The sequence below is a fragment of the Rahnella sp. 1L-D-7-B-C2 genome, from assembly GCF_057290995.1.
The window spans coordinates 124668-143996 of record NZ_JBXAVQ010000010.1 but is presented as its reverse complement, the minus strand read 5'-3'; the positions used below and the strand labels follow the sequence as shown (position 1 = coordinate 143996).

At 52.6% G+C, this 19329-nt stretch carries 20 protein-coding genes; 6 read left to right on the top strand and 14 right to left on the bottom strand.

The features are described from left to right. Window positions 1–125 precede the first annotated feature (125 nt). From AC0Z7K_RS16805 to msrP, 14 genes are all read right to left on the bottom strand, one after another. Window positions 126–311 (bottom strand): hypothetical protein, encoded by a 186-nt coding sequence (locus AC0Z7K_RS16805; protein ID WP_413530526.1) that lies wholly within the window; start codon window positions 309–311, stop codon window positions 126–128. An 81-nt stretch (window positions 312–392) separates the two neighbouring features. Continuing rightward, window positions 393–1313, bottom strand: a complete 921-nt coding sequence (gene lpxP / locus AC0Z7K_RS16800) for a kdo(2)-lipid IV(A) palmitoleoyltransferase (RefSeq protein ID WP_485615243.1) — start codon at window positions 1311–1313, stop codon at window positions 393–395. 422 nt (window positions 1314–1735) lie between these two features. Beyond that, window positions 1736–2164, bottom strand: coding sequence for a DoxX family protein (locus tag AC0Z7K_RS16795; protein ID WP_413530528.1), 429 nt, complete (start codon window positions 2162–2164; stop codon window positions 1736–1738). Window positions 2165–2366: 202 nt separating this feature from the next. Continuing rightward, window positions 2367–2663, bottom strand: coding sequence for a DNA-binding transcriptional regulator Fis (gene fis, locus AC0Z7K_RS16790; RefSeq protein ID WP_004097144.1), 297 nt, complete (start codon window positions 2661–2663; stop codon window positions 2367–2369). Window positions 2664–2684: 21 nt separating this feature from the next. After that, the gene (gene dusB / locus AC0Z7K_RS16785) at window positions 2685–3650 is read right to left on the bottom strand and encodes a tRNA dihydrouridine synthase DusB (protein WP_112168396.1); all 966 of its coding nucleotides are present in this window, start codon (window positions 3648–3650) and stop codon (window positions 2685–2687) included. A gap of 398 nt (window positions 3651–4048) precedes the next feature. Beyond that, entirely contained in the window at window positions 4049–4786 is a 738-nt protein-coding gene (locus AC0Z7K_RS16780; protein ID WP_485615242.1) for a carbonic anhydrase, read from the bottom strand. A 177-nt stretch (window positions 4787–4963) separates the two neighbouring features. Next, window positions 4964–5848 (bottom strand): 50S ribosomal protein L11 methyltransferase, encoded by an 885-nt coding sequence (gene prmA / locus AC0Z7K_RS16775; RefSeq protein ID WP_485615241.1) that lies wholly within the window; start codon window positions 5846–5848, stop codon window positions 4964–4966. Window positions 5849–5891: 43 nt separating this feature from the next. Then, entirely contained in the window at window positions 5892–7337 is a 1446-nt protein-coding gene (panF, locus tag AC0Z7K_RS16770) for a sodium/pantothenate symporter (RefSeq protein ID WP_485615240.1), read from the bottom strand. Continuing rightward, complete coding sequence (locus AC0Z7K_RS16765; protein WP_485615246.1) at window positions 7327–7569, bottom strand: YhdT family protein; 243 nt, start codon at window positions 7567–7569, stop codon at window positions 7327–7329. The genes panF and AC0Z7K_RS16765 overlap by 11 nt, the downstream gene beginning before the upstream one ends. Before the next feature lie 81 nt (window positions 7570–7650). Then, entirely contained in the window at window positions 7651–9000 is a 1350-nt protein-coding gene (gene accC / locus AC0Z7K_RS16760; RefSeq protein ID WP_112168391.1) for an acetyl-CoA carboxylase biotin carboxylase subunit, read from the bottom strand. Window positions 9001–9012: 12 nt separating this feature from the next. After that, window positions 9013–9477, bottom strand: a complete 465-nt coding sequence (gene accB / locus AC0Z7K_RS16755) for an acetyl-CoA carboxylase biotin carboxyl carrier protein (RefSeq protein ID WP_056776171.1) — start codon at window positions 9475–9477, stop codon at window positions 9013–9015. Between the two features lie 32 nt (window positions 9478–9509). Next, window positions 9510–9962: a type II 3-dehydroquinate dehydratase gene (gene aroQ, locus AC0Z7K_RS16750; protein WP_112168390.1), complete on the bottom strand. Its 453-nt coding sequence runs from the start codon at window positions 9960–9962 to the stop codon at window positions 9510–9512. A 241-nt stretch (window positions 9963–10203) separates the two neighbouring features. Next, a complete protein-coding gene (gene msrQ / locus AC0Z7K_RS16745) occupies window positions 10204–10806 on the bottom strand; it encodes a protein-methionine-sulfoxide reductase heme-binding subunit MsrQ (protein WP_485615239.1) in 603 nt (200 codons plus the stop codon). A gap of 18 nt (window positions 10807–10824) precedes the next feature. After that, on the bottom strand, window positions 10825–11826 hold the full coding sequence (gene msrP / locus AC0Z7K_RS16740; RefSeq protein WP_485615238.1) for a protein-methionine-sulfoxide reductase catalytic subunit MsrP: 1002 nt from the start codon (window positions 11824–11826) through the stop codon (window positions 10825–10827). A 281-nt stretch (window positions 11827–12107) separates the two neighbouring features. Between msrP and csrD the strand changes: the two genes are divergently transcribed. The 6 genes from csrD to rng all read left to right on the top strand — a co-directional run bounded on the left by csrD (window position 12108) and on the right by rng (window position 19264). Next, on the top strand, window positions 12108–14042 hold the full coding sequence (gene csrD, locus AC0Z7K_RS16735; RefSeq protein WP_485615237.1) for an RNase E specificity factor CsrD: 1935 nt from the start codon (window positions 12108–12110) through the stop codon (window positions 14040–14042). Window positions 14043–14396: 354 nt separating this feature from the next. Next, the gene (gene mreB, locus AC0Z7K_RS16730; RefSeq protein ID WP_013577291.1) at window positions 14397–15440 is read left to right on the top strand and encodes a rod shape-determining protein MreB; all 1044 of its coding nucleotides are present in this window, start codon (window positions 14397–14399) and stop codon (window positions 15438–15440) included. Window positions 15441–15711: 271 nt separating this feature from the next. After that, entirely contained in the window at window positions 15712–16719 is a 1008-nt protein-coding gene (gene mreC / locus AC0Z7K_RS16725) for a rod shape-determining protein MreC (RefSeq protein ID WP_112168386.1), read from the top strand. After that, window positions 16716–17204, top strand: a complete 489-nt coding sequence (gene mreD / locus AC0Z7K_RS16720; RefSeq protein WP_112168385.1) for a rod shape-determining protein MreD — start codon at window positions 16716–16718, stop codon at window positions 17202–17204. Before mreC ends, mreD begins: the two co-directional genes overlap by 4 nt. Window positions 17205–17211: 7 nt before the next feature. Next, window positions 17212–17805: a Maf family protein gene (locus AC0Z7K_RS16715; RefSeq protein WP_485615236.1), complete on the top strand. Its 594-nt coding sequence runs from the start codon at window positions 17212–17214 to the stop codon at window positions 17803–17805. Continuing rightward, the gene (rng, locus tag AC0Z7K_RS16710; RefSeq protein ID WP_413530540.1) at window positions 17795–19264 is read left to right on the top strand and encodes a ribonuclease G; all 1470 of its coding nucleotides are present in this window, start codon (window positions 17795–17797) and stop codon (window positions 19262–19264) included. The genes AC0Z7K_RS16715 and rng overlap by 11 nt, the downstream gene beginning before the upstream one ends. Window positions 19265–19329 lie beyond the last annotated feature (65 nt).

The following is a 19329-nucleotide window of genomic DNA, read 5'->3' as shown; positions in this document are numbered from 1 at the left end:
GTGGCATAAGAAAACGGCTCCCTGTGGTGGAAGCCGTTATAGTGCCGCAGTTTAAGGATCGGTCAACCGATCCTTAACTGATCGGCATTGCTCGCGCGGTGGGTTTTCTTAAGCCGTGCCGGATATCATTCCGTCTGATCTTTACTGCCCTGGATCAGTTTACGGGCAGCGGCGATCTGGTCGTTGTCCGGCGTTTTAGGTTTGGCGTTGTTCAGTGCGGTGCTGAGGCTGGAACGTCCCCACAGGTCGAAACTGTCGTCATCTTTCAGGTGATCAAAAATGGAAGGGGCTGCGTCAGGTTTTTTAGCCATGATGGTTACCGTTCTCTTGTTTATATGCCATTCAATGAAAAAGCCCGACGCGGAGGCATCGGGCTTGAGGTTTTATCACGCCTAGAGATAGAGAGAAGGCGTGCCCGCCGGGCGGGTTTTAAAGCGGCGATGGAGCCAGAGATACTGGTCTGGCGCGCGCATAATTTCGGTTTCAATGACGCGGTTCATATAAGCCGCCGCTGCCATTTCATCATCAATAGGGTAATCCTGTAACGCCGGCTGAATCACCAGATCGTAACCTTTACCGGCCGGTTTACGTACCAGGACAACGGTTATCAACGCGGGTTTTGCCAGACGTGCCAGCATATAGGTGCCGCTGGTGGTGGCGGCTTCATTGACGGCAAACAGCGGGGCAAAAACGCTGCCGCGCGGGCCGTAGTCCTGATCTGGTGCAAACCAGACGGCTTCGCCCTTTTTCAGCGCATGAACCATGCCGCGTAAATCTTTGCGATCCAGCATCGCTTTGTTGGAACGCATACGACCCCAGGTCTGCACGAATTCCATCGCTTTATTATTATGCGGTCGGTACATCGCCATCATCGGCTGACATAGCCCCATCGCACGGCCACCCAGTTCCAGCGACATAAAATGCACGCCGATAACCAGGACGCCCTGATTTTTTTCCTGCGCCTTTTTCAGGTTGTGCAGGCCGCTGACGTCAAACCAGCGCTTAACACGGGCGTCTGACCAAAACCAGGCCATGCCGGTTTCAAGTAAGCCCATGCCGAGAGATTCAAAATTGCTGACAATTCTGGCTTCGATCTGTTCTGGCGTCAGATCAGGGAAACACAATTGCAGGTTACGGCGGGTGATGGACACACGGCGTTTCAGAAAACGCATGGAAGTACGGCCAAGCCAGACGCCTAAACGGTATAAAACCGGATAAGGAAGCTGAACCAGAAGGAACAAGACGCCGAGACCGAACCAGGTCAGCCAGTAGCGTGGATGTAAAAACGAAGCGCGAAATCGTGGAGATGTCATAAATGCCTAATCATCTGCATTAAAGAAAACAGAGTAACGCGTGAGCTCACAGCATGGCGCGGTACGGATTATCCTGCAAATAGTGGGACAACACATGCCTGGCAATGTTTTAAAAACGTCGATAATTGACGCAAAATTTACATTAACAGGCGTTACATTGAGAAGCCGGGATCGCGAAGCTGAAGGGCTGTCCGTAGGCGTTGAGCGGGGCGAATACGACTCTTACTGCAAAGTATAACATGTTATCTGAGCGTTCGACTGAGGGTAATTTTCCGATAATCATGCGAATCGGCATCCATTTTGAGATGTTTTAAGCAACCGGCTAAAAACGATACATAAAGCAGATGTATCTCTTTGAGAAAGCAATCCCATTGACGTGGAGAGCCGGCATGCTGCAGTAAAAAAGCATGCCGTAACAGATATTACCGATATAACGGATTGCTCATCACCGAGTAACGGCCACTGCCGTACAGCGCGATAACAATGGCGGCCATAAAGTAATACACAATATCTTCAATCGCCCATGCACCGACCGGTGACAATGCGAACGTATGGTGAACGCCAACCATCAGCCAGGCGACGACCATTGTGGCAGCGGCAGAAAGCGCCGCCAGGCGAGTGAAGATCCCCAGTATCATCATGACCGGGGCAATCACTTCGCCGATGATCACGCCATACGCCACGAAAGCTGGAATGCCATAATCCGCCAGCATCCCCTGAATGCCACCCAGCCCGTCGTGCAGCTTGTGCCAGCCATGAAAAATCAGCAGCCCGTAGGTGATACGTAGCAGCAGAATGGCCAGATCCGGCTTATTCAGCGCGGCGGTAAAACGCGTATAAAGTTGCTTCATTGATTGCGACTCCCCAGAGATACTTTTTGTCACTCTAAAGTAATTCTTATTCGTTGAATGCGGGAGAGAATTATTCTCATCGCGGTTGATCTGGGTTAAGTTTTGAGTGGATATCGAGGGGAGAGAGTGACTGTGCGATGTTTAACAAAAAAGGCGCTCCCCTTGCGGAAAAGCGCCTTTTCAAGACAACGACTGATTAGTATCAGTTCATGCCGTATTTTTTCAGTTTCTTACGCAGCGTACCGCGGTTGATACCCATCATCAGGGCCGCACGAGTCTGGTTGCCACGGGTGTACTGCATCACCATGTCCAACAGTGGCTGTTCAACTTCAGCCAAAACCAACTCATACAGGTCATTCACGTCCTGACCGTTCAGTTGAGCAAAATAGCCCTTAAGTGCTTGTTTTACCGAGTCACGCAGAGGCTTTTGAGTCACCTGGTCTTGTGAGTTTACGGTTGAAACGGTCAGTACGTCAGAATTCACGCGTTGTTCGAACATAGTTCTGTCAGCTCTTTTTTGTTACGCAAGATTTTCGAAATATGCTTCCAACGCCTCCAGCTGTTCGCTGGCATCCTCTATGGCGTTGAAGGAGCGCCGAAACTGGTCACTCGGGGCATGTTCCTGGAGATACCATGAAACATGCTTACGGGCGATACGGAATCCCTTGCCTTGACCATAAAAGTCGTGCAGTTCCCGTACGTGCCCTATTAACAAGCGCTGTACCTCACCTAAAGGCGGTGGCGGTAACAGTTCCCCTGTGTCCAGATAGTGCTGGATTTCCCGGAAGATCCAGGGTCTCCCCTGAGCGGCACGTCCTATCATCAGAGCATCAGCTCCGGTGTAGTCGAGCACCGCTCTGGCTTTATGCGGGTCAGTTATGTCGCCATTCGCGATAATCGGAATGGAAACACTCTGCTTAACTGTCCGAATACTGTCGTACTCTGCATCTCCATTGAAAAGGCAGGCACGGGTTCGGCCATGAATTGTCAGGGCCTGAATTCCACAGTCTTCAGCCAATTGGGCAATTTGTACACAGTTACGGTGTTCCGGTGCCCAACCAGTACGAATTTTCAACGTGACTGGCACATCTACCGCGTTAACCACGGCAGTGAGGATTTGTTTGACCAAATCCGGATACTGCAACAGCGCAGATCCTGCCAGTTTGCGGTTCACTTTCTTGGCCGGGCAGCCCATATTGATGTCAATGATCTGCGCACCGCTCGCCACGTTAATTCGGGCGGCAGCCGCCATATCTTCGGGATCGCAACCGGCAATTTGCACGGCACGGATTCCCGGTTCATCGTTATGCACCATACGCAATCGGGACTTGTCCGTCCGCCACACTTCCGGATTGGAAGAGAGCATTTCGGATACAGCCATCCCAGCACCCATCGCATGACATAAGGCACGAAACGGTCGGTCTGTTATACCGGCCATTGGGGCCGCAATCAGGCAATTTGTAAGCTGGTGGTGTCCGATGCGCATAGACTTAGAATGACCATACTGATGTCCGCAAGGGCGCGTATATTACGCATTTTTGATGTGAGATGAAAGGCCAAACTTTGAGCAATTTGATAAGAAAATGCCTGGCGGCTGCGAATATTGAGCGTTGTTTTGTATTTTATATAACATTAACATTGAGTTAAGTCCGATCGGTTAAATTGTGCGCTTGAGGAAATTCCTAATATCTCTCTAAATCACCCTGTTATAACAGGTGATTCTAAGGGCCTGATCGACGTTTTAAGCATCAACAACCACAAAATTCCGTGATGCAGATCGCTACATGGTCAGAAAGTAACTTCTTTTTAGGATACCTGGAAAGGATTCACCCGTGAAAAGAGAGGCAGCAGAAGTGAGCTCTGTACCTCATCTGGCAGACGTTATTATTCAGCGACGATGACGCGGCCGTGCAGGTCCTGCACAGGGCGATTATTGGCATGATGCATCGCATGCTGGAATTTCTCCAGCTGCGCTTCTGAAAGCGTTTGAGGCTGTGTCATCACCAGCCAGCGAACGCCCTCGGTGCACGGTGGCGTGGTTAGCGAACCGCTAAAGCGGTAGTGGCTCTGTTCAGCAGGCAGCAATTTCGAAAGATTCACTTTTTCGGTGATATTTGCCGGTTTGCCTGGTTCAGACGGCATCTTCTCCCAGATTTTCGCCAGTTCTTTATTCTCATCACCCACGTTGAACATCACCGCGACTACGGCAATTTCACCCGCGGCGTTGGTATGTACAAAGTGAGCTTCCATCGGGAAGGATTTCCCATCGAGGGTGTTTTCGCTTGGCGAATGGAAATGGAACTGTTGCAGTGTGAAGGTTTCGCCATCCACAATCAGGGTGTCGCCCTTCGGCACGTTGACCTGAACGCTATGGCCGTTGTTCACAACGCTTTCAGGCGCAGCCAGATAGCTGATGGATAAAGGTGTGGCATGTACCGGGGAAGCATTGTGGATATCCACAGGAGACTGATTCTTGCCGTTGGTACATTCGCTGAATTCCGGACTGATTTTGGACCAGTTTTGCGGAGCGCCGTTACCTTCATAAGACCAGTGTGTTTGTTCGCTGGCAAATGCAGAAATACTGCAGGTGGCCAGGACAATGGCCAGTAATTTAATTTTCATGAAACTTCCCTTTTCTAAAGTCGTTTAAACACATGGATAAAAACCATGCGAATTGTAAGGACTTCCTGGAAGGGTTGACAGAGCAGAGAGTGGCAGTAATAACTTTTCAGAGGAAATCGCATTTAGTGCGCAGGAAATAGCCCGTCCCTGAGGTGAACGGGCATGAAATTGCAGGGATCAGGCTTTTTTAACACCAGTTATCCGGCACCATTCTTCTTTCTCGGCAACCGCATCCAGCTCGAACTTATCTTTATACGCATCGGCCACGCTTTGCGCCTGACTCGCCAGAATACCGGAAAGCCCCAAACTACCGCCTGCCACTGGTAATACGCCAATCAGCGGCGCCAGTTCACGCAGCGGACCTGCCAGGATATTGGCGACCACCACGTCTGCTGACAGGTTCTCTGGCTGATCTTTTGGCAAATACAGCGACAAACGCTCGGATACGCCGTTACGTTCGGCGTTGTCGCGGCTGGCCTGGATAGCCTGCGGATCGATGTCGATCCCGACGACGTGTTTTGCGCCCAACTTCAGCGCGGCGATTGCCAGAATACCGGAGCCACAGCCGAAGTCGATCACGGTTTTATCGGTAAGATCCAGACTGTCGAGCCATTGCAGGCACATCGCCGTAGTCGGGTGAGTCCCGGTACCGAACGCCAGACCCGGATCCAGCATCACGTTCACGGCGGTCGGATCCGGGACGTCGCGCCAGCTCGGGCAAATCCACAGACGCTCGCCAAAACGCATCGGATGGAAGTTATCCATCCACTCACGCTCCCAGTCTTTGTCTTCCAGTTGCTCGATTTTGTGTACGAAACCTTTGCCCAGCAGCGGTTCGTTCTCAAGCAGGGCAACGACTTCTGCCATGTCGGTTTCGGCATCGTACAGGCCGATAGCATCGGTATCGCCCCACAGCAGGGTTTCGCCCGGCAGGGGTTCAAACACCGGATTATCATGTGTGTCCTGGAAAGTGACGGACACCGCACCACTTTCGATAAGCGCGTCGCTCAGCGTTTCCGCGTCATTACCGGTGGTGTTAATTTTCAGTTGGATCCAAGGCATAGCGATTCTCTTCTTAGCAATCTGTTAAATCAGTACCGCCCGGTCAGGACGGCTTGAATACGGTTTCGCGCGGCTGTACGCCAAATTTATTGCCGATATAAAACGCCAGCAATCCCAGCGACAGCGACGGCACAATCGGATGCAGACCGGCAATGTGCAGGTCGAGACTGGCGAGCAGGGTATAACAAACTGCGCCAACAATCATTGAGCTCAGCGCACCGGTGGCGTTCGCACGCTCCCAGTAAAGGCCGAGCACCAGCGGCCACAGGAATACCGCTTCCAGCCCGCCGAAGGCCAGAAGATTAAGCCAGATGATCATTTCAGGCGGACGCCACGCGGCCAGTACCACCAGCAAACCGAGGATGAACGTTGCCCAGCTGGAGAAGCGTTTTAAACGGCGCTCGTTGGTGATTTGCTCTGGTTTTACGCCGAGGTACAAGTCTTTAACAATCGTCGCAGACGACTGCAAAAGCTGGGCGTTAATGGTCGACATAATCGCGGCCATCGGAGCGGCGAGGAATATTCCGGCGGCATAAGGCGGCAGGACTGTGATCATCAGTGTCGGGATTACCTGATCGGGGATCTTCAGATCAGGCAAGATAGCGCGACCAAGCGCCCCGGCCAGATGCATCCCAAACATCAGGATGGCGACCACCACTGTGCCGAGCATGATACCGCGATGCACCGCTTTGCTGTCTTTATAGGAGATACATCGTACGGCGGTGTGCGGCAGGCCGATCACACCAAAGCACACCAAAATCCAGAAGGACGCCATAAACGGCAGCGAAAGAACGTCATCACCGCCGTGGACGGACACCAGTTTCGGGTCGATCTGTTGCAGTTTATCAACGGCACTGTGGAGACCACCGGCCGCATGGATCACCGCCACCAGCAGCAAAATCGTGCCCAGCAGCATCACCAGCCCCTGCATCGCATCGTTGAGCACGCTGGCACGGAAACCGCCAAACGCAGTATACAGTGCGATACTCACACCAAAAATTAGCAGACCGGTGTCATAAGGGATCCCGGCCGCTGTTTCCAGCAGACGTGCGCCACCGATAAACTGCACGGTCATTGCGCCAAGGAACGCGACCAGCAGACTCAGGCTTGCCAGCCAGACCAGCAGACGGCTCTGATAGCGCGCGAACAGCATATCGTTGAGGGTCACGGCGTTATAGCGTCGCGCCAGAATGGCGAATTTTTTGCCCAGCACGCCGAGCGACAGCCAGACCGCCGGTAGCTGAATCATCGCCAGTAATACCCAGCCAAGGCCGAATTTATACGCCGCACCCGGGCCGCCAATAAAGGAGCTGGCACTGATGTATGTCGCGGTGAGGGTCATCGCCAGTACAAAACCGCCCATCGAGCGGTTACCGAGGAAGTACTCGGTGAGGAAGTTACCCTGCTGACGGCGGGTATAGGCATACACTGACAATCCGAACACCAGCAGTAAATAGGCCACAAGCGGTAACAAGACTTCAGTCTGCATGATGGTCCTCCAGTGGAATATCTCGATAGATGACGCGAACCATCAGCCAGCTCAAAAGAATAAAAATCAGCGGAACCAGAAGGCAGGCCATCTCAAACCAGTGCGGAAGACCGGTGATGCCCTGTTTATCATCAGGAATGTAGGCGGCAAAACACCACGCCAACAGATAAGCAATCGTCAGCCCGAATGCCCAGCGGGCTTCCCGGTTGGCTTGTAGAAAACGTTTATCAATTGTCATTTTCTTCTCCCCCTAAACGTAAAAAAGGCCGGAATATCCGGCCTTGATAAGAGAGTACGCAACGGTACGGTCTTTTTATTTTTCCTGCAAACCGAGTTTTTTCTCCAGATAGTGGATGTTTGTCCCACCGATCTGGAAGTTCTCGTCATTCATGATGCGCTGTTGCAGTTCAATGTTGGTTTTGATGCCGTCGATGATAAGCTCCGCCAGTGCATTTTTCATGCGAGCAATCGCCACTTCACGGGTTTCGCCGTAAGTGATCAGTTTACCAATCATGGAATCGTAATACGGAGGCACGGTGTAGCCTGCGTAGATGTGCGATTCCCAACGAACACCGAAACCGCCAGGTGCGTGGAAACGAGTGATTTTGCCCGGGCTTGGCAGGAAGGTGTTTGGGTCTTCCGCGTTAATACGGCATTCCACCGCATGGCCTTTGACACGCACTTCGTCTTGTTTGATCGACAGAGGCTGACCGGAAGCGATCCGCAGCTGCTCTTTGATCAAATCCACACCGGTGATCATCTCGGTAACCGGATGCTCAACCTGGATACGGGTGTTCATTTCGATGAAGAAGAACTCACCGTTTTCGTACAGGAACTCGAAAGTACCCGCACCGCGGTAGCCGATATCCACACAGGCTTTGGAACAACGTTCGCCGATGAAACGACGCAGTTCTTCCGTGATGCCTGGTGCTGGCGCTTCTTCCACGACTTTCTGGTGGCGACGCTGCATGGAGCAGTCACGTTCAGCCAGATAGACCGCGTTGCCCTGACCGTCGGCCAGTACCTGAATTTCCACGTGACGTGGATTTTCGAGGTATTTCTCCATGTATACCATGTCGTTGTTGAAAGCCGCTTTGGCTTCCGCACGGGTCATGTTGATGGACTGCTCGAGATCTTTATCGCTGCGCACAACGCGCATACCACGACCGCCACCGCCGCCAGAGGCTTTGATGATGACCGGATAGCCGATGCGTTTGGCGAAGCCACGGTTAAGATCCATGTCGTCGCCCAGCGGGCCGTCAGAACCTGGTACACAAGGAACGCCAGCGGCTTTCATCGCGTGGATGGCAGACACTTTATCGCCCATCAGGCGGATAGTTTCTGCTTTCGGGCCGATGAAGATGAAGCCTGAACGCTCAACCTGTTCTGCGAAATCCGCATTCTCGGACAGGAAACCATAGCCAGGGTGAATAGCCACCGCGCCGGTAATTTCTGCTGCAGCGATAATTGCAGGGATGTTCAGATAGCTTTTAACTGAAGGTGCAGGGCCGATACAGACGGTTTCGTCTGCCAGCAGCACGTGTTTCAGGTCACGGTCAGCGGTGGAGTGCACAGCAACGGTTTTGATGCCCATCTCTTTACAGGCACGCAAAATACGCAGGGCAATTTCGCCGCGGTTCGCGATAACAATTTTATCTACCATGGTACGCCTCGTTTATTCGATGACGACCAGCGGCTCGTCGAATTCAACCGGTTGCCCGCTTTCTACCAGAATTGCTTTAACAACACCGGATTTGTCCGCTTCGATTTGGTTCATCATTTTCATCGCTTCAACGATGCAAAGAGTATCGCCCGCGTTCACTTTCTGGCCCACTTCGATAAAGGCTTTCGCGTCCGGGCTTGGCGTGCGGTAGAAAGTACCTACCATCGGGGAGCGAACGATGTGACCACTGATTGCAGCCGGAGCAGCGGCTTCAGCAGGTGCTGCTGGAGCAACCGCAGCAGCCAGACCAGGCTGCTGTTGAACAGGCATAGCGTACGCCTGTTGCATCATAGGATAAGCCTGCGCAGGTGCAGCACGGCTGATACGAACTGACTCTTCACCTTCAGAAATTTCCAGTTCAGAAATGCCTGATTCTTCAACCAGTTCGATCAGTTTTTTAATTTTACGAATATCCATGGGTGTGATTCCGTACTCTTTTTGCGTAGAAATTAGTGGGTTTTAGACAAGCGATTAACCGCTGCCTGTAAAGCAAAGTGGTAGCCGTCTGCGCCAAGTCCGCAAATGACGCCCACTGCGATGTCGGAAAGATAGGAATGATGCCGGAACGCTTCGCGGGCATGGACATTTGACAGATGGATTTCGATAAACGGAATCGAGACCCCCAGTAATGCATCGCGTAGCGCCACGCTGGTATGGGTAAAGGCCGCGGGATTGATGAGGATAAAATCGACATTTCCGCGTGCCTGATGAATGCGTTCAATCAGGACATGTTCTGCGTTAGATTGCAGATGACTCAGTGCCACATCAGCGGCAGCAGCCTGCGTTTCCAAACCTTTAACAATATCGTTGAGCGTGGTGTGTCCGTACGTTTCAGGCTCACGGGTGCCTAACAAATTCAGGTTAGGACCGTTCAGTAGCAAAATGTCAAACTTATGCGCCATTGTGAGCCTATCTCCGGCAATTAGACAAAGATTGTAGAAAATACCCTGATGTCACCGATTTGTCACCTGTTTCGGGGCAAATCGTCCTGTCTCCTCAACATGAGGTCGGGCATTATAATGATATCGTGGCAATTAGCAGCTAAATACTGGTCTTATCAGCGAAGATAATCAACCCTCGGCCGGTGCAAGAGGGTTGATTTACAGGAATTATGAGGGGCAGAACACAGAAAAGTTCCGCAGCCTATCGCAGCCACTGGCGGAATTTCTTATAACGAAGTGCCAACAAAATGGCGGCAATTGCGGCGTAGATCACCGGTTGCGGCGATAACACTTTCACCGACCAAAGATAGTGGATCGGCGCAAGAATGGCGATAAGATAGATAAAATTATGCAACTTTTGCCACGCTGCGCCCATTTTACGCTGCGCCCACAGCGTCGAAGTGCAGGCCAGTGCCAGCAGCAGTATCCAGCTGATAATCCCCAGGGTGAGATAGGGACGAGAAATCAGTTCACTGCCTAACAACTTCAGGTTACTGACACCCAGTTCGAGGAAGGAATAACTCAGAAGATGCAGTGTTCCCCACGCAAAACACCACAATCCCAGCAGACGGCGGATACGGATCAGCAGCGGTTGCTTGCCATAGCGCGCAACTGGCGTGACCAGCAGCGTCACCAGTAAAAATTTCAGAGTCATCCGACCGGTAAAATGCTGAATATCTTTCGCCGGATCGGCGCTGAACCAGCCCTGATCGACAGAAAGCAGCAGCCATAAAAAAGGCAGGATTGCGGCAAGCCAGATGATCACTTTCAGCCAGGTAATGTTTGCAGGGCTCAGACGGCGCATAAGTATGACTTCCTTTCCTTAATAGAACTTACGAAGATCCATGCCGTGATACATCGATGCCACCTGTTCGGCATAACCATTGAACAGCAGCGTCGGCTGGCGCTTCACGTCAAGTAATCCGCCGGCACCGATAAAGCGTTCTGTTGCCTGCGACCAGCGCGGATGATCCACATGCGGGTTCACGTTGGCATAAAAGCCGTATTCGTTGGTTGCGATCTGGTTCCACGTCGTTGGCGGTTCATTTTTGGTGAACTTGATATTCACGATAGATTTGATGCCTTTAAAGCCATATTTCCACGGCACCGTCAGGCGGATAGGCGCACCGTTTTGCGGCGGCAACGCTTTGCCGTAAACGCCGACGGTCAGCATCGCCAGTGGATTCATCGCTTCATCTATACGCAATCCTTCCACGTACGGATAATCCAGCCCGCCGCCAATAAACCGGTCTTTCTGGCCGGGCATGTGCTCCGGGTCATACAGCGTGGTGAAGGCTACATAGCGCGCATTGCTGGTAGGTTCGGCGAGTTTGAGAATATTACTCAGCTGGAAACCGACCCAGGGCACCACCATCGACCATGCCTCTACGCAGCGCATACGGTAGATGCGCTGCTCGAGCGGGAAGCGCTTCATGATGTCATCCATATCCAGCGTCATTGGTTTACCGACTTCGCCATCAAGGGTGATTTTCCACGGCGATGTGACCAGTTGCCCGGCGTTGGCTGCCGGATCAGCCTTATCCAGACCAAATTCATAGAAATTATTGTAACCGGTGACTTTATCTTCCGGCGTCAGCGGCAGGTCATTCTGATAAGCAGCAGGTTTACTGAAGTCCAGCGGCTTACCGGAAGGTGCGGGCGGGCGGTCGTGCCCTTTAAACCAGGAGAGGATATCCGCCTGGGCAGTCTGCGGAAGTGCCAGTGCCGCAGCGCTAATCCCCAGCGCCTGCAAAACTTTGCGGCGATCGTAGAAAATGCTTTCAGGCGTGACATCCGCCTCGGTGAGTTTGCGGGGTTTATACATGGCAGTCTCCGGTTTACGACATCAATCGCATTCATAGTTTTTATGATTATTCAGACAGCATGGCGTGAAACTCAGGCTTTTGCGAGGTATGGAAAGTAAAAACGAATTTCAAAAAAGTGATCAGAACTATAAGAATTCTGAATTAATGGCTTTTTCAGTTGCTATGCTATGAATGTATGTCAAATCCTGTTCGTCTTACTGAGGTAATATAGCCGCGTTTTTTATGGCAGGCGTACAGAACGGGCCTGTTTTCACTTCACCGTAGCGAGTAAGGCACAGGGATGCGATTTACTACCCGACTCTCAGCACTGATTTCGATGTTAGTTGCGCTGGCAATGTTGTTGATGTTGCTGGGCGTGACCTTTAGCTTTATCTATCTGAACAAGCAAAGCACCGAGCAACATCTTCAGGCGCTGACGACGACCTACGATCAGGCGCTGTTGTCACAATCCCCCGCACAGGCTCAGCGCTGGTTGCCGCAGGCCATGCGCATGCTGGACGTCACGGACATTGAAGTAAAACTCAACAACTCTACCGTCTACGAATATCACGAACGCCCGGGTTTACACCGCTCGTGGGACAGCGCGATGCCCGAATACAACACCGCCGTTTACCCGCTCATGCAGCACCCTGATATGACGCTGCACGTCTCTTATATCGACCCCGTCAGCAGTTACATCCGCTCCATGCGCTCTACGCTCACCATCAGCGTGGCCATCCTGATTATGCTCGGCATGTTGTTACTCAGTTTCCGCTGGCTGCGACAGGAAACTAATGGCGTTGAGAAACTGGAAGATCGCGCGGTACGAATTTTACGCGGTGAGCGCGAAGGGCTGACCGGTAATCTGGGCGAATGGCCACATTCTGCCAGCAGTGCCATCGATCTGTTACTGACCGATCTGAATGAAGCCCGCGAGCAGCGCAGCCGCGTCGATACCCTGATTCGCGCCTATGCCCAGCAGGATTCGCAGACCGGCCTCAGCAACCGATTGTTCTTTGATAATCAGCTGGCGACACAGCTGGAAGAAGAGGGCACACACGGCGTGATCATGCTGCTGCGCCTGCCTGATTTTGATCTGATGCGCGAAACCCACGGGCAGGCGATGGTGGAAGAATTGCGTTCCGCAATGGTCAATCTGCTATCGACCTTTGTGATGCGCCACGTTGATGCCTTACTGGCACGTTATTTCCACAGTGATTTTGCCGTTCTCCTGCCGCACCGGACGCTCAAAGAAGCTGAAGTGATGGCGGCACAGCTGGTAAATGCGCTCGGTGTGTTACCGACATCGTCGCTTATCGATCGTGATGCCCTGATGTACATCGGCATCAGCGCCTATCGTTTTGGCCAGACGCCGGATCAGGTAATGGATATGGTGCAGCAGGCGACGCGTCACGCGGCGTTTCAGGGCAGCAACAGCTGGTTTATCTTCGACAATAATGTGCCTGAAAAAGGGCGCGGCAGCGTGCGCTGGCGAACCCTGCTGGAAAATACGCTGGCGCGCGGCGGGCCGCGGTTATATCAGAAACCGGCATTTTCCCGAAACGGCAAACTCGATCACCGCGAATTACAGCGCCGGGTCTTTGACGGCGAGCACGAATTGCTGGCTGCGGAGTTCATACCATTGGTGGTGCAGTTCGGCCTGTCACAAAGCTACGACCGCATCATGATAAGTCAGATTATTCCGTTACTTAACCGCTGGCCTGACGAAACGTTGGCATTTCACCTGACGGTTGATTCATTATTGCAGCGCTCTTTTGTACGCTGGCTGCGCGATACCTTGCTCCAGTGTGAGAAAAAACAACGAAATCGGATTTTGATTGAACTTGCTGAGGCAGATCTCTGTCAACATACCGACCGCCTGCGTCCGGCGATTCGTTTATTGCAAGGTTTAGGCTGTCGGCTGGCCGTTTCACAGGCCGGTCTGACGGTGGTCAGTACCTCTTATCTGAAAACTTTCCCGGTGGAAAGGGTCAAACTTCATCCGGGTCTGGTGCGGGATATAGATAAAAGAATTGAAAATCAGCTGTTTGTACAAAGCCTGCTGAGTGCATGTGAAGGGACACAGGCTCTGGTCTTTGCCTCCGGCGTGCGAACAAAAGAGGAGTGGTCGATCCTGCTCGATAAGGGGATCCACGGCGGCCAAGGTGATTTTTTTGCCGGACCGGAGCAGGTTGAACCGGTTGGTAAAAAATATTCACACAACAACGATGTTTAAGTGACCGTAAACCGATTATTTAACGTAGAATGACCCAGCTTTCGACCGACTCCCTTGCCTAGCATCCGGTGCTTATCATCTGGCCGCGGGTTGACGGAGATTCCTGGTGAAAGTGTAAGAATTTATGTGCGGTGTTGCTACTTCACCTGGGGGCCTGCCCGAGGTAAATCGAGCCTGCGATACAGAATTTTATCGCAGTGCCATCAGCCTCAAAAGTCACCTCCAGTGAATGGCGACATCGCGGACAATTTTCACGTAAGCAGGACGTTTTTGCGCCTTGTCGCTGCTTCGCGTGGTTGGTAAAGTAGGCGGATTTTATTTTCCGCCCCCAGCTAGCAGGATTATCCTTTCGTTATGTTTAAGAAATTTCGTGGCATGTTTTCCAACGACTTGTCCATCGACCTGGGTACCGCCAATACCCTCATCTATGTAAAAGGACAAGGCATCGTGCTGAATGAGCCATCAGTTGTGGCAATTCGTCAGGATCGTGCTGGTTCACCTAAAAGCGTTGCTGCTGTTGGTCACGACGCAAAACAGATGCTGGGTCGTACTCCCGGCAATATCGCAGCTATTCGTCCAATGAAAGACGGCGTTATCGCTGACTTCTTCGTGACTGAGAAAATGCTGCAACACTTCATTAAGCAAGTTCACAGCAACAGCTTCATGCGCCCAAGTCCGCGCGTGCTGGTTTGTGTGCCGGTCGGCGCAACGCAAGTTGAACGCCGTGCTATCCGTGAATCCGCACAAGGTGCTGGTGCGCGTGAAGTGTTCCTGATTGAAGAACCGATGGCTGCGGCGATCGGTGCAGGTCTGCCAGTCTCAGAAGCCACCGGTTCTATGGTGGTGGATATCGGCGGCGGTACTACTGAAGTGGCTGTGATTTCCCTGAACGGCGTCGTGTATTCGTCTTCTGTGCGTATCGGTGGTGACCGTTTCGATGAAGCTATCATTAACTACGTGCGTCGTAACTACGGCTCCCTGATTGGTGAAGCCACGGCAGAACGTATTAAACACAGCATCGGTTCGGCGTATCCGGGCGATGAAGTGCACGAAATTGAAGTGCGTGGCCGTAACCTGGCTGAAGGCGTTCCGCGTGGTTTCACGCTGAACTCCAACGAAATCCTGGAAGCGCTGCAAGAGCCGCTGACCGGTATCGTCAGCGCAGTGATGGTTGCACTGGAACAATGTCCGCCAGAACTGGCGTCTGACATTTCCGAGCGTGGCATGGTGCTGACCGGTGGTGGCGCGTTACTGCGTAACCTCGATCGTCTGCTGATGGAAGAAACCGGTATTCCGGTGGTTGTCGCAGAAGATCCGTTGACCTGCGTTGCTCGCGGCGGCGGTAAAGCATTAGAAATGATCGACATGCACGGCGGCGACTTATTCAGCGAAGAGTAATCTCAGCGACGATTTGATTGATGGCGGAATAATGGTTTTCTTCCTTTATTCCTCTCAAAAAATAGTCTGCCCGGGAAGGTGGTTGTCCGTCAGGTAAAACCTGCAACGCGAAGTGTGCAGTGTTCAATGTGGATCCGCGCAAACACTGTCTAAACTGAGAATGTTTAGGCGGTGTTTTTGGCTATCCCATGAGATTGCCACCTTTTCTGTCAGGGGAAGCATTGACTTCATCTGACTGAAACCTTCTGTTGCCGAGGAACTCGCATATTTTATGAAGCCAATTTTTAGCAGGGGACCTTCCCTGCAACTGCGACTTTTTTTGGCTATTCTTACGGCCATTGTCCTGATTGTTGCCGACAGTAAAATAGGTACGTTTGTTAAAATCCGCACCTATATGGATACTGCCGTCAGTCCCTTCTATTTTCTGTCAAACGCCCCGCGTGAATTCTTAGATCAGGTTTCCTCGACGTTCGCGACACGCGGCCAGCTCGAGCTGGAAAACCGTGCTTTGCGCCAGGAATTATTGCTGAAAAACAGCGACCTGATGCTGCTTGGTCAATATAAACAAGAGAACGCCCGTTTGCGTGAGCTGCTGGGCTCGCCGTTGCGTCAGGACGAGCACAAAATGGTGGCTCAGGTTCTGTCTACCAGCGACGATCCGTACAGTGATCAGGTTGTCATCGATAAAGGCAGCAATAGCGGCGTTTACGTCGGCCAGCCGGTAATCAGCGATAAGGGCGTTGTCGGTCAGATCGTTGCCGTCGGTGCGCTCACCAGCCGGGTGCTGCTGATTTGCGATGCGTCCCATGCCCTGCCGATTCAGGTGCTGCGCAACGATATCCGCGTAATCGCCGCCGGCAGCGGCTGTGCGGACGATCTGCAACTCGAACATCTGCCAAGCAATACCGATATTCGCGTCGGCGACGTACTTGTCACGTCGGGTCTCGGTGGCCGTTTCCCTGAAGGTTATCCGGTGGGCGTGGTGTCTTCTGTCAAAGTCGACAACCAGCGCGCTTATACGGTGATTCAGGCGCGTCCAACGGCCGGTCTGCAACGTCTGCGTTATCTGCTGCTGTTATGGGGTTCGGATCGCAACGGTGATCATCCGTTGCCGCCTGACGAAGTCCATCGTGTGGCCAATGAACGTCTGATGCAAATGATGCCTCAGGTATTGCCGCCGCCAGGTGATATGGGGCCTCCGGCACCGCTTCCGGCACCGGCAACTGGCACCGTGACTGCGCCGGTTAGCACATCCGTGACCCCGAGGGCGACGCGATGAACAGCTACCGGAGCCACGGACGCTGGATTATTTGGCTATCCTTTATCATAGCCATGTTGTTACAGGTCATGCCGTGGCCTGAACAGATCTACATGTTCCGGCCCTCCTGGTTGTTGCTGATCCTGATTTACTGGGTGATGGCATTACCGCACCGCGTCAACGTCGGTACCGGTTTTATCGTCGGTTTCATCATGGATTTGATCCTCGGTTCAACGCTGGGTATTCGTGCGCTGGCGTTTGCCATCACCGCTTATCTGGTGGCGTTCAAATTCCAGTTATTCCGCAATCTGGCACTCTGGCAGCAGGCGCTTATTGTTATGGTGTTGTCGCTGGCGGTAGATGTGATGGTGTTCTGGGGCCAGTTCATGGTGGTGAACGTGTCGTTTCGCCCTGAAGTTTTCTGGAGCAGCGTGGTTGACGGCATTCTGTGGCCGTGGCTGTTCTTGCTGATGCGTAAAATTCGCCGTCAGTTTGCTGTTCAATGAGGATGTTATGACCGAACTTTATCTCGCTTCCGGATCGCCACGCCGCCGTGAATTGCTGGCCTTACTGGATCTGCCTTTTGAGCGTCTGATCACCGACGTGGCGGAAGAACGCCAGCAGGATGAGGCACCGGATGCATACGTATTGCGTCTGGCGAAAGATAAAGCGCGGGCCGGCGTTGCGGTCGCGACGGAAGATCTGCCTGTGCTGGGCGCGGACACTATTGTGGTCCTCGACGGTAAAGTGTTGGAAAAGCCGCGCGATGAATCGCAAGCCGCTGTTATGCTTAATGCATTGTCCGGCAGGCAGCATCAGGTGATGACTGCAGTCGCCTTCGCCAACAGGCGTGATTGCCTCAGTACGCTGGTGGTGACCGATGTCACCTTTCGTTCGCTATCCGCCGATGACATTGCACACTATATTCTGAGCGGTGAGCCCATGGATAAAGCGGGCGCTTACGGTATTCAGGGAAAGGGCGGTTGTTTCGTCCGAGAAATTCGCGGCAGTTACTATGCAGTCGTGGGACTCCCGCTGGTGGAGACTCAGGAGTTGCTCAATGAATTTGCTGCCTTACGCGAGCTTAGGAGTAAACATGACAGCTGAATTACTGGTCAATGTCACCCCGTCTGAAACCCGCGTGGCCTACATTGACGGTGGCATTCTGCAGGAAATCCATATTGAGCGCGAAACCAAGCGCGGGATTGCCGGCAACATTTATAAAGGACGTATCAGCCGCGTATTGCCTGGAATGCAGGCCGCTTTTGTTGATATCGGACTTGAGAAAGCCGCGTTTTTACACGCGTCTGACATCATGCCTCACACCGAATGTGTCGCCCGTGATGAGCAGAAAAACTTCCACGTGCGCGACATCGCAGAGCTGGTGCATCAGGGCCAGGATCTGATGGTGCAGGTGGTGAAAGACCCGCTCGGTACCAAAGGCGCGCGTCTGACTACGGACATCACCCTGCCTTCACGTTATCTGGTGTTTATGCCGGGTGCGTCCCACGTGGGCGTTTCGCAGCGAATTGAAAGCGAAGCTGAGCGCGATCGTCTGAAACGTATCGTGTCTGAATATTGTGACGAGCACGGTGGCTATATTATTCGCACCGCCGCCGAAGGCGTGGGCGAAGAAGAACTTAAGCAGGATGCCGCTTATCTGAAGCGCCTGTGGACCAAGGTGATGGAGCGCAAACGTCGCAACAAAACCAAGTACAAATTGTACGGCGAGCTGGCGCTGGCCCACCGAGTACTGCGTGATTTTGCTGGTGAAGCGCTGGATCGTATTCGCGTTGATTCCCGTCTGACCTATGAATTGCTGGTGGAATTTACCAGCGAATACATGCCGGAAATGACCAGCAAACTGGAGCATTACAGCGGCAAGCAGCCTATTTTCGATTTGTTCGATGTGGAAAATGAAATCCAGCGCGCACTCGAACGCAAGGTTGAGCTCAAATCCGGCGGCTATCTGATCATCGATCAGACCGAAGCCATGACCACCGTGGACATTAATACCGGTGCGTTCGTCGGCCATCGCAATCTGGAAGACACCATTTTCAACACTAACACCGAAGCGACGCAGGCTATTGCCCGCCAGCTGCGGTTACGTAATCTCGGCGGCATCATCATCATCGACTTTATTGATATGTCGAATGAAGATCACCGCCGTCGCGTATTGCACAGCCTTGAGCAGGCGTTGTCGAAAGACCGCGTAAAAACGGGCATCCACGGTTTCTCTGCGCTCGGTCTGGTTGAAATGACCCGCAAACGCACCCGTGAGAGCGTCGAACATGTATTGTGCAGCGATTGCCCTACCTGTCATGCACGCGGCACGGTGAAAACCGTCGAAACGGTATGCTACGAAATTCTGCGTGAAATCGTGCGCGTGCATCATGCGTATGATTCCGACCGTTTCCTGGTTTACGCCTCTGCTGCCGTGGGCGAAGCGCTGAAGGGCGAAGAATCCCATGCACTGGCTGAAGTCGAAATTTTCGTCGGCAAACAGGTCAAAGTGCAAGTGGAGCCGCTCTACAGTCAGGAGCAGTTTGACGTCGTGATGATGTGATCTGAAGGCAATGTGTCAGAGGCATCAGGAAGTAACAGGTTTCCATTGCCGTCTGTACGGGTGAA

Excerpts from the sequence above, each read along its gene's own strand:
- AC0Z7K_RS16805 (WP_413530526.1), bottom strand. The coding sequence starts at position 311 with ATGGCTAAAAAACCTGACGCAGCCCCTTCCATTTTTGATCACCTGAAA.
- lpxP (WP_485615243.1), bottom strand. The coding sequence starts at position 1,313 with ATGACATCTCCACGATTTCGCGCTTCGTTTTTACATCCACGCTACTGG.
- AC0Z7K_RS16795 (WP_413530528.1), bottom strand. The coding sequence starts at position 2,164 with ATGAAGCAACTTTATACGCGTTTTACCGCCGCGCTGAATAAGCCGGAT.
- fis (WP_004097144.1), bottom strand. The coding sequence starts at position 2,663 with ATGTTCGAACAACGCGTGAATTCTGACGTACTGACCGTTTCAACCGTA.
- dusB (WP_112168396.1), bottom strand. The coding sequence starts at position 3,650 with ATGCGCATCGGACACCACCAGCTTACAAATTGCCTGATTGCGGCCCCA.
- AC0Z7K_RS16780 (WP_485615242.1), bottom strand. The coding sequence starts at position 4,786 with ATGAAAATTAAATTACTGGCCATTGTCCTGGCCACCTGCAGTATTTCT.
- prmA (WP_485615241.1), bottom strand. The coding sequence starts at position 5,848 with ATGCCTTGGATCCAACTGAAAATTAACACCACCGGTAATGACGCGGAA.
- panF (WP_485615240.1), bottom strand. The coding sequence starts at position 7,337 with ATGCAGACTGAAGTCTTGTTACCGCTTGTGGCCTATTTACTGCTGGTG.
- accC (WP_112168391.1), bottom strand. The coding sequence starts at position 9,000 with ATGGTAGATAAAATTGTTATCGCGAACCGCGGCGAAATTGCCCTGCGT.
- accB (WP_056776171.1), bottom strand. The coding sequence starts at position 9,477 with ATGGATATTCGTAAAATTAAAAAACTGATCGAACTGGTTGAAGAATCA.
- aroQ (WP_112168390.1), bottom strand. The coding sequence starts at position 9,962 with ATGGCGCATAAGTTTGACATTTTGCTACTGAACGGTCCTAACCTGAAT.
- msrQ (WP_485615239.1), bottom strand. The coding sequence starts at position 10,806 with ATGCGCCGTCTGAGCCCTGCAAACATTACCTGGCTGAAAGTGATCATC.
- msrP (WP_485615238.1), bottom strand. The coding sequence starts at position 11,826 with ATGTATAAACCCCGCAAACTCACCGAGGCGGATGTCACGCCTGAAAGC.
- csrD (WP_485615237.1), top strand. The coding sequence starts at position 12,108 with ATGCGATTTACTACCCGACTCTCAGCACTGATTTCGATGTTAGTTGCG.
- mreB (WP_013577291.1), top strand. The coding sequence starts at position 14,397 with ATGTTTAAGAAATTTCGTGGCATGTTTTCCAACGACTTGTCCATCGAC.
- mreC (WP_112168386.1), top strand. The coding sequence starts at position 15,712 with ATGAAGCCAATTTTTAGCAGGGGACCTTCCCTGCAACTGCGACTTTTT.
- mreD (WP_112168385.1), top strand. The coding sequence starts at position 16,716 with ATGAACAGCTACCGGAGCCACGGACGCTGGATTATTTGGCTATCCTTT.
- AC0Z7K_RS16715 (WP_485615236.1), top strand. The coding sequence starts at position 17,212 with ATGACCGAACTTTATCTCGCTTCCGGATCGCCACGCCGCCGTGAATTG.
- rng (WP_413530540.1), top strand. The coding sequence starts at position 17,795 with ATGACAGCTGAATTACTGGTCAATGTCACCCCGTCTGAAACCCGCGTG.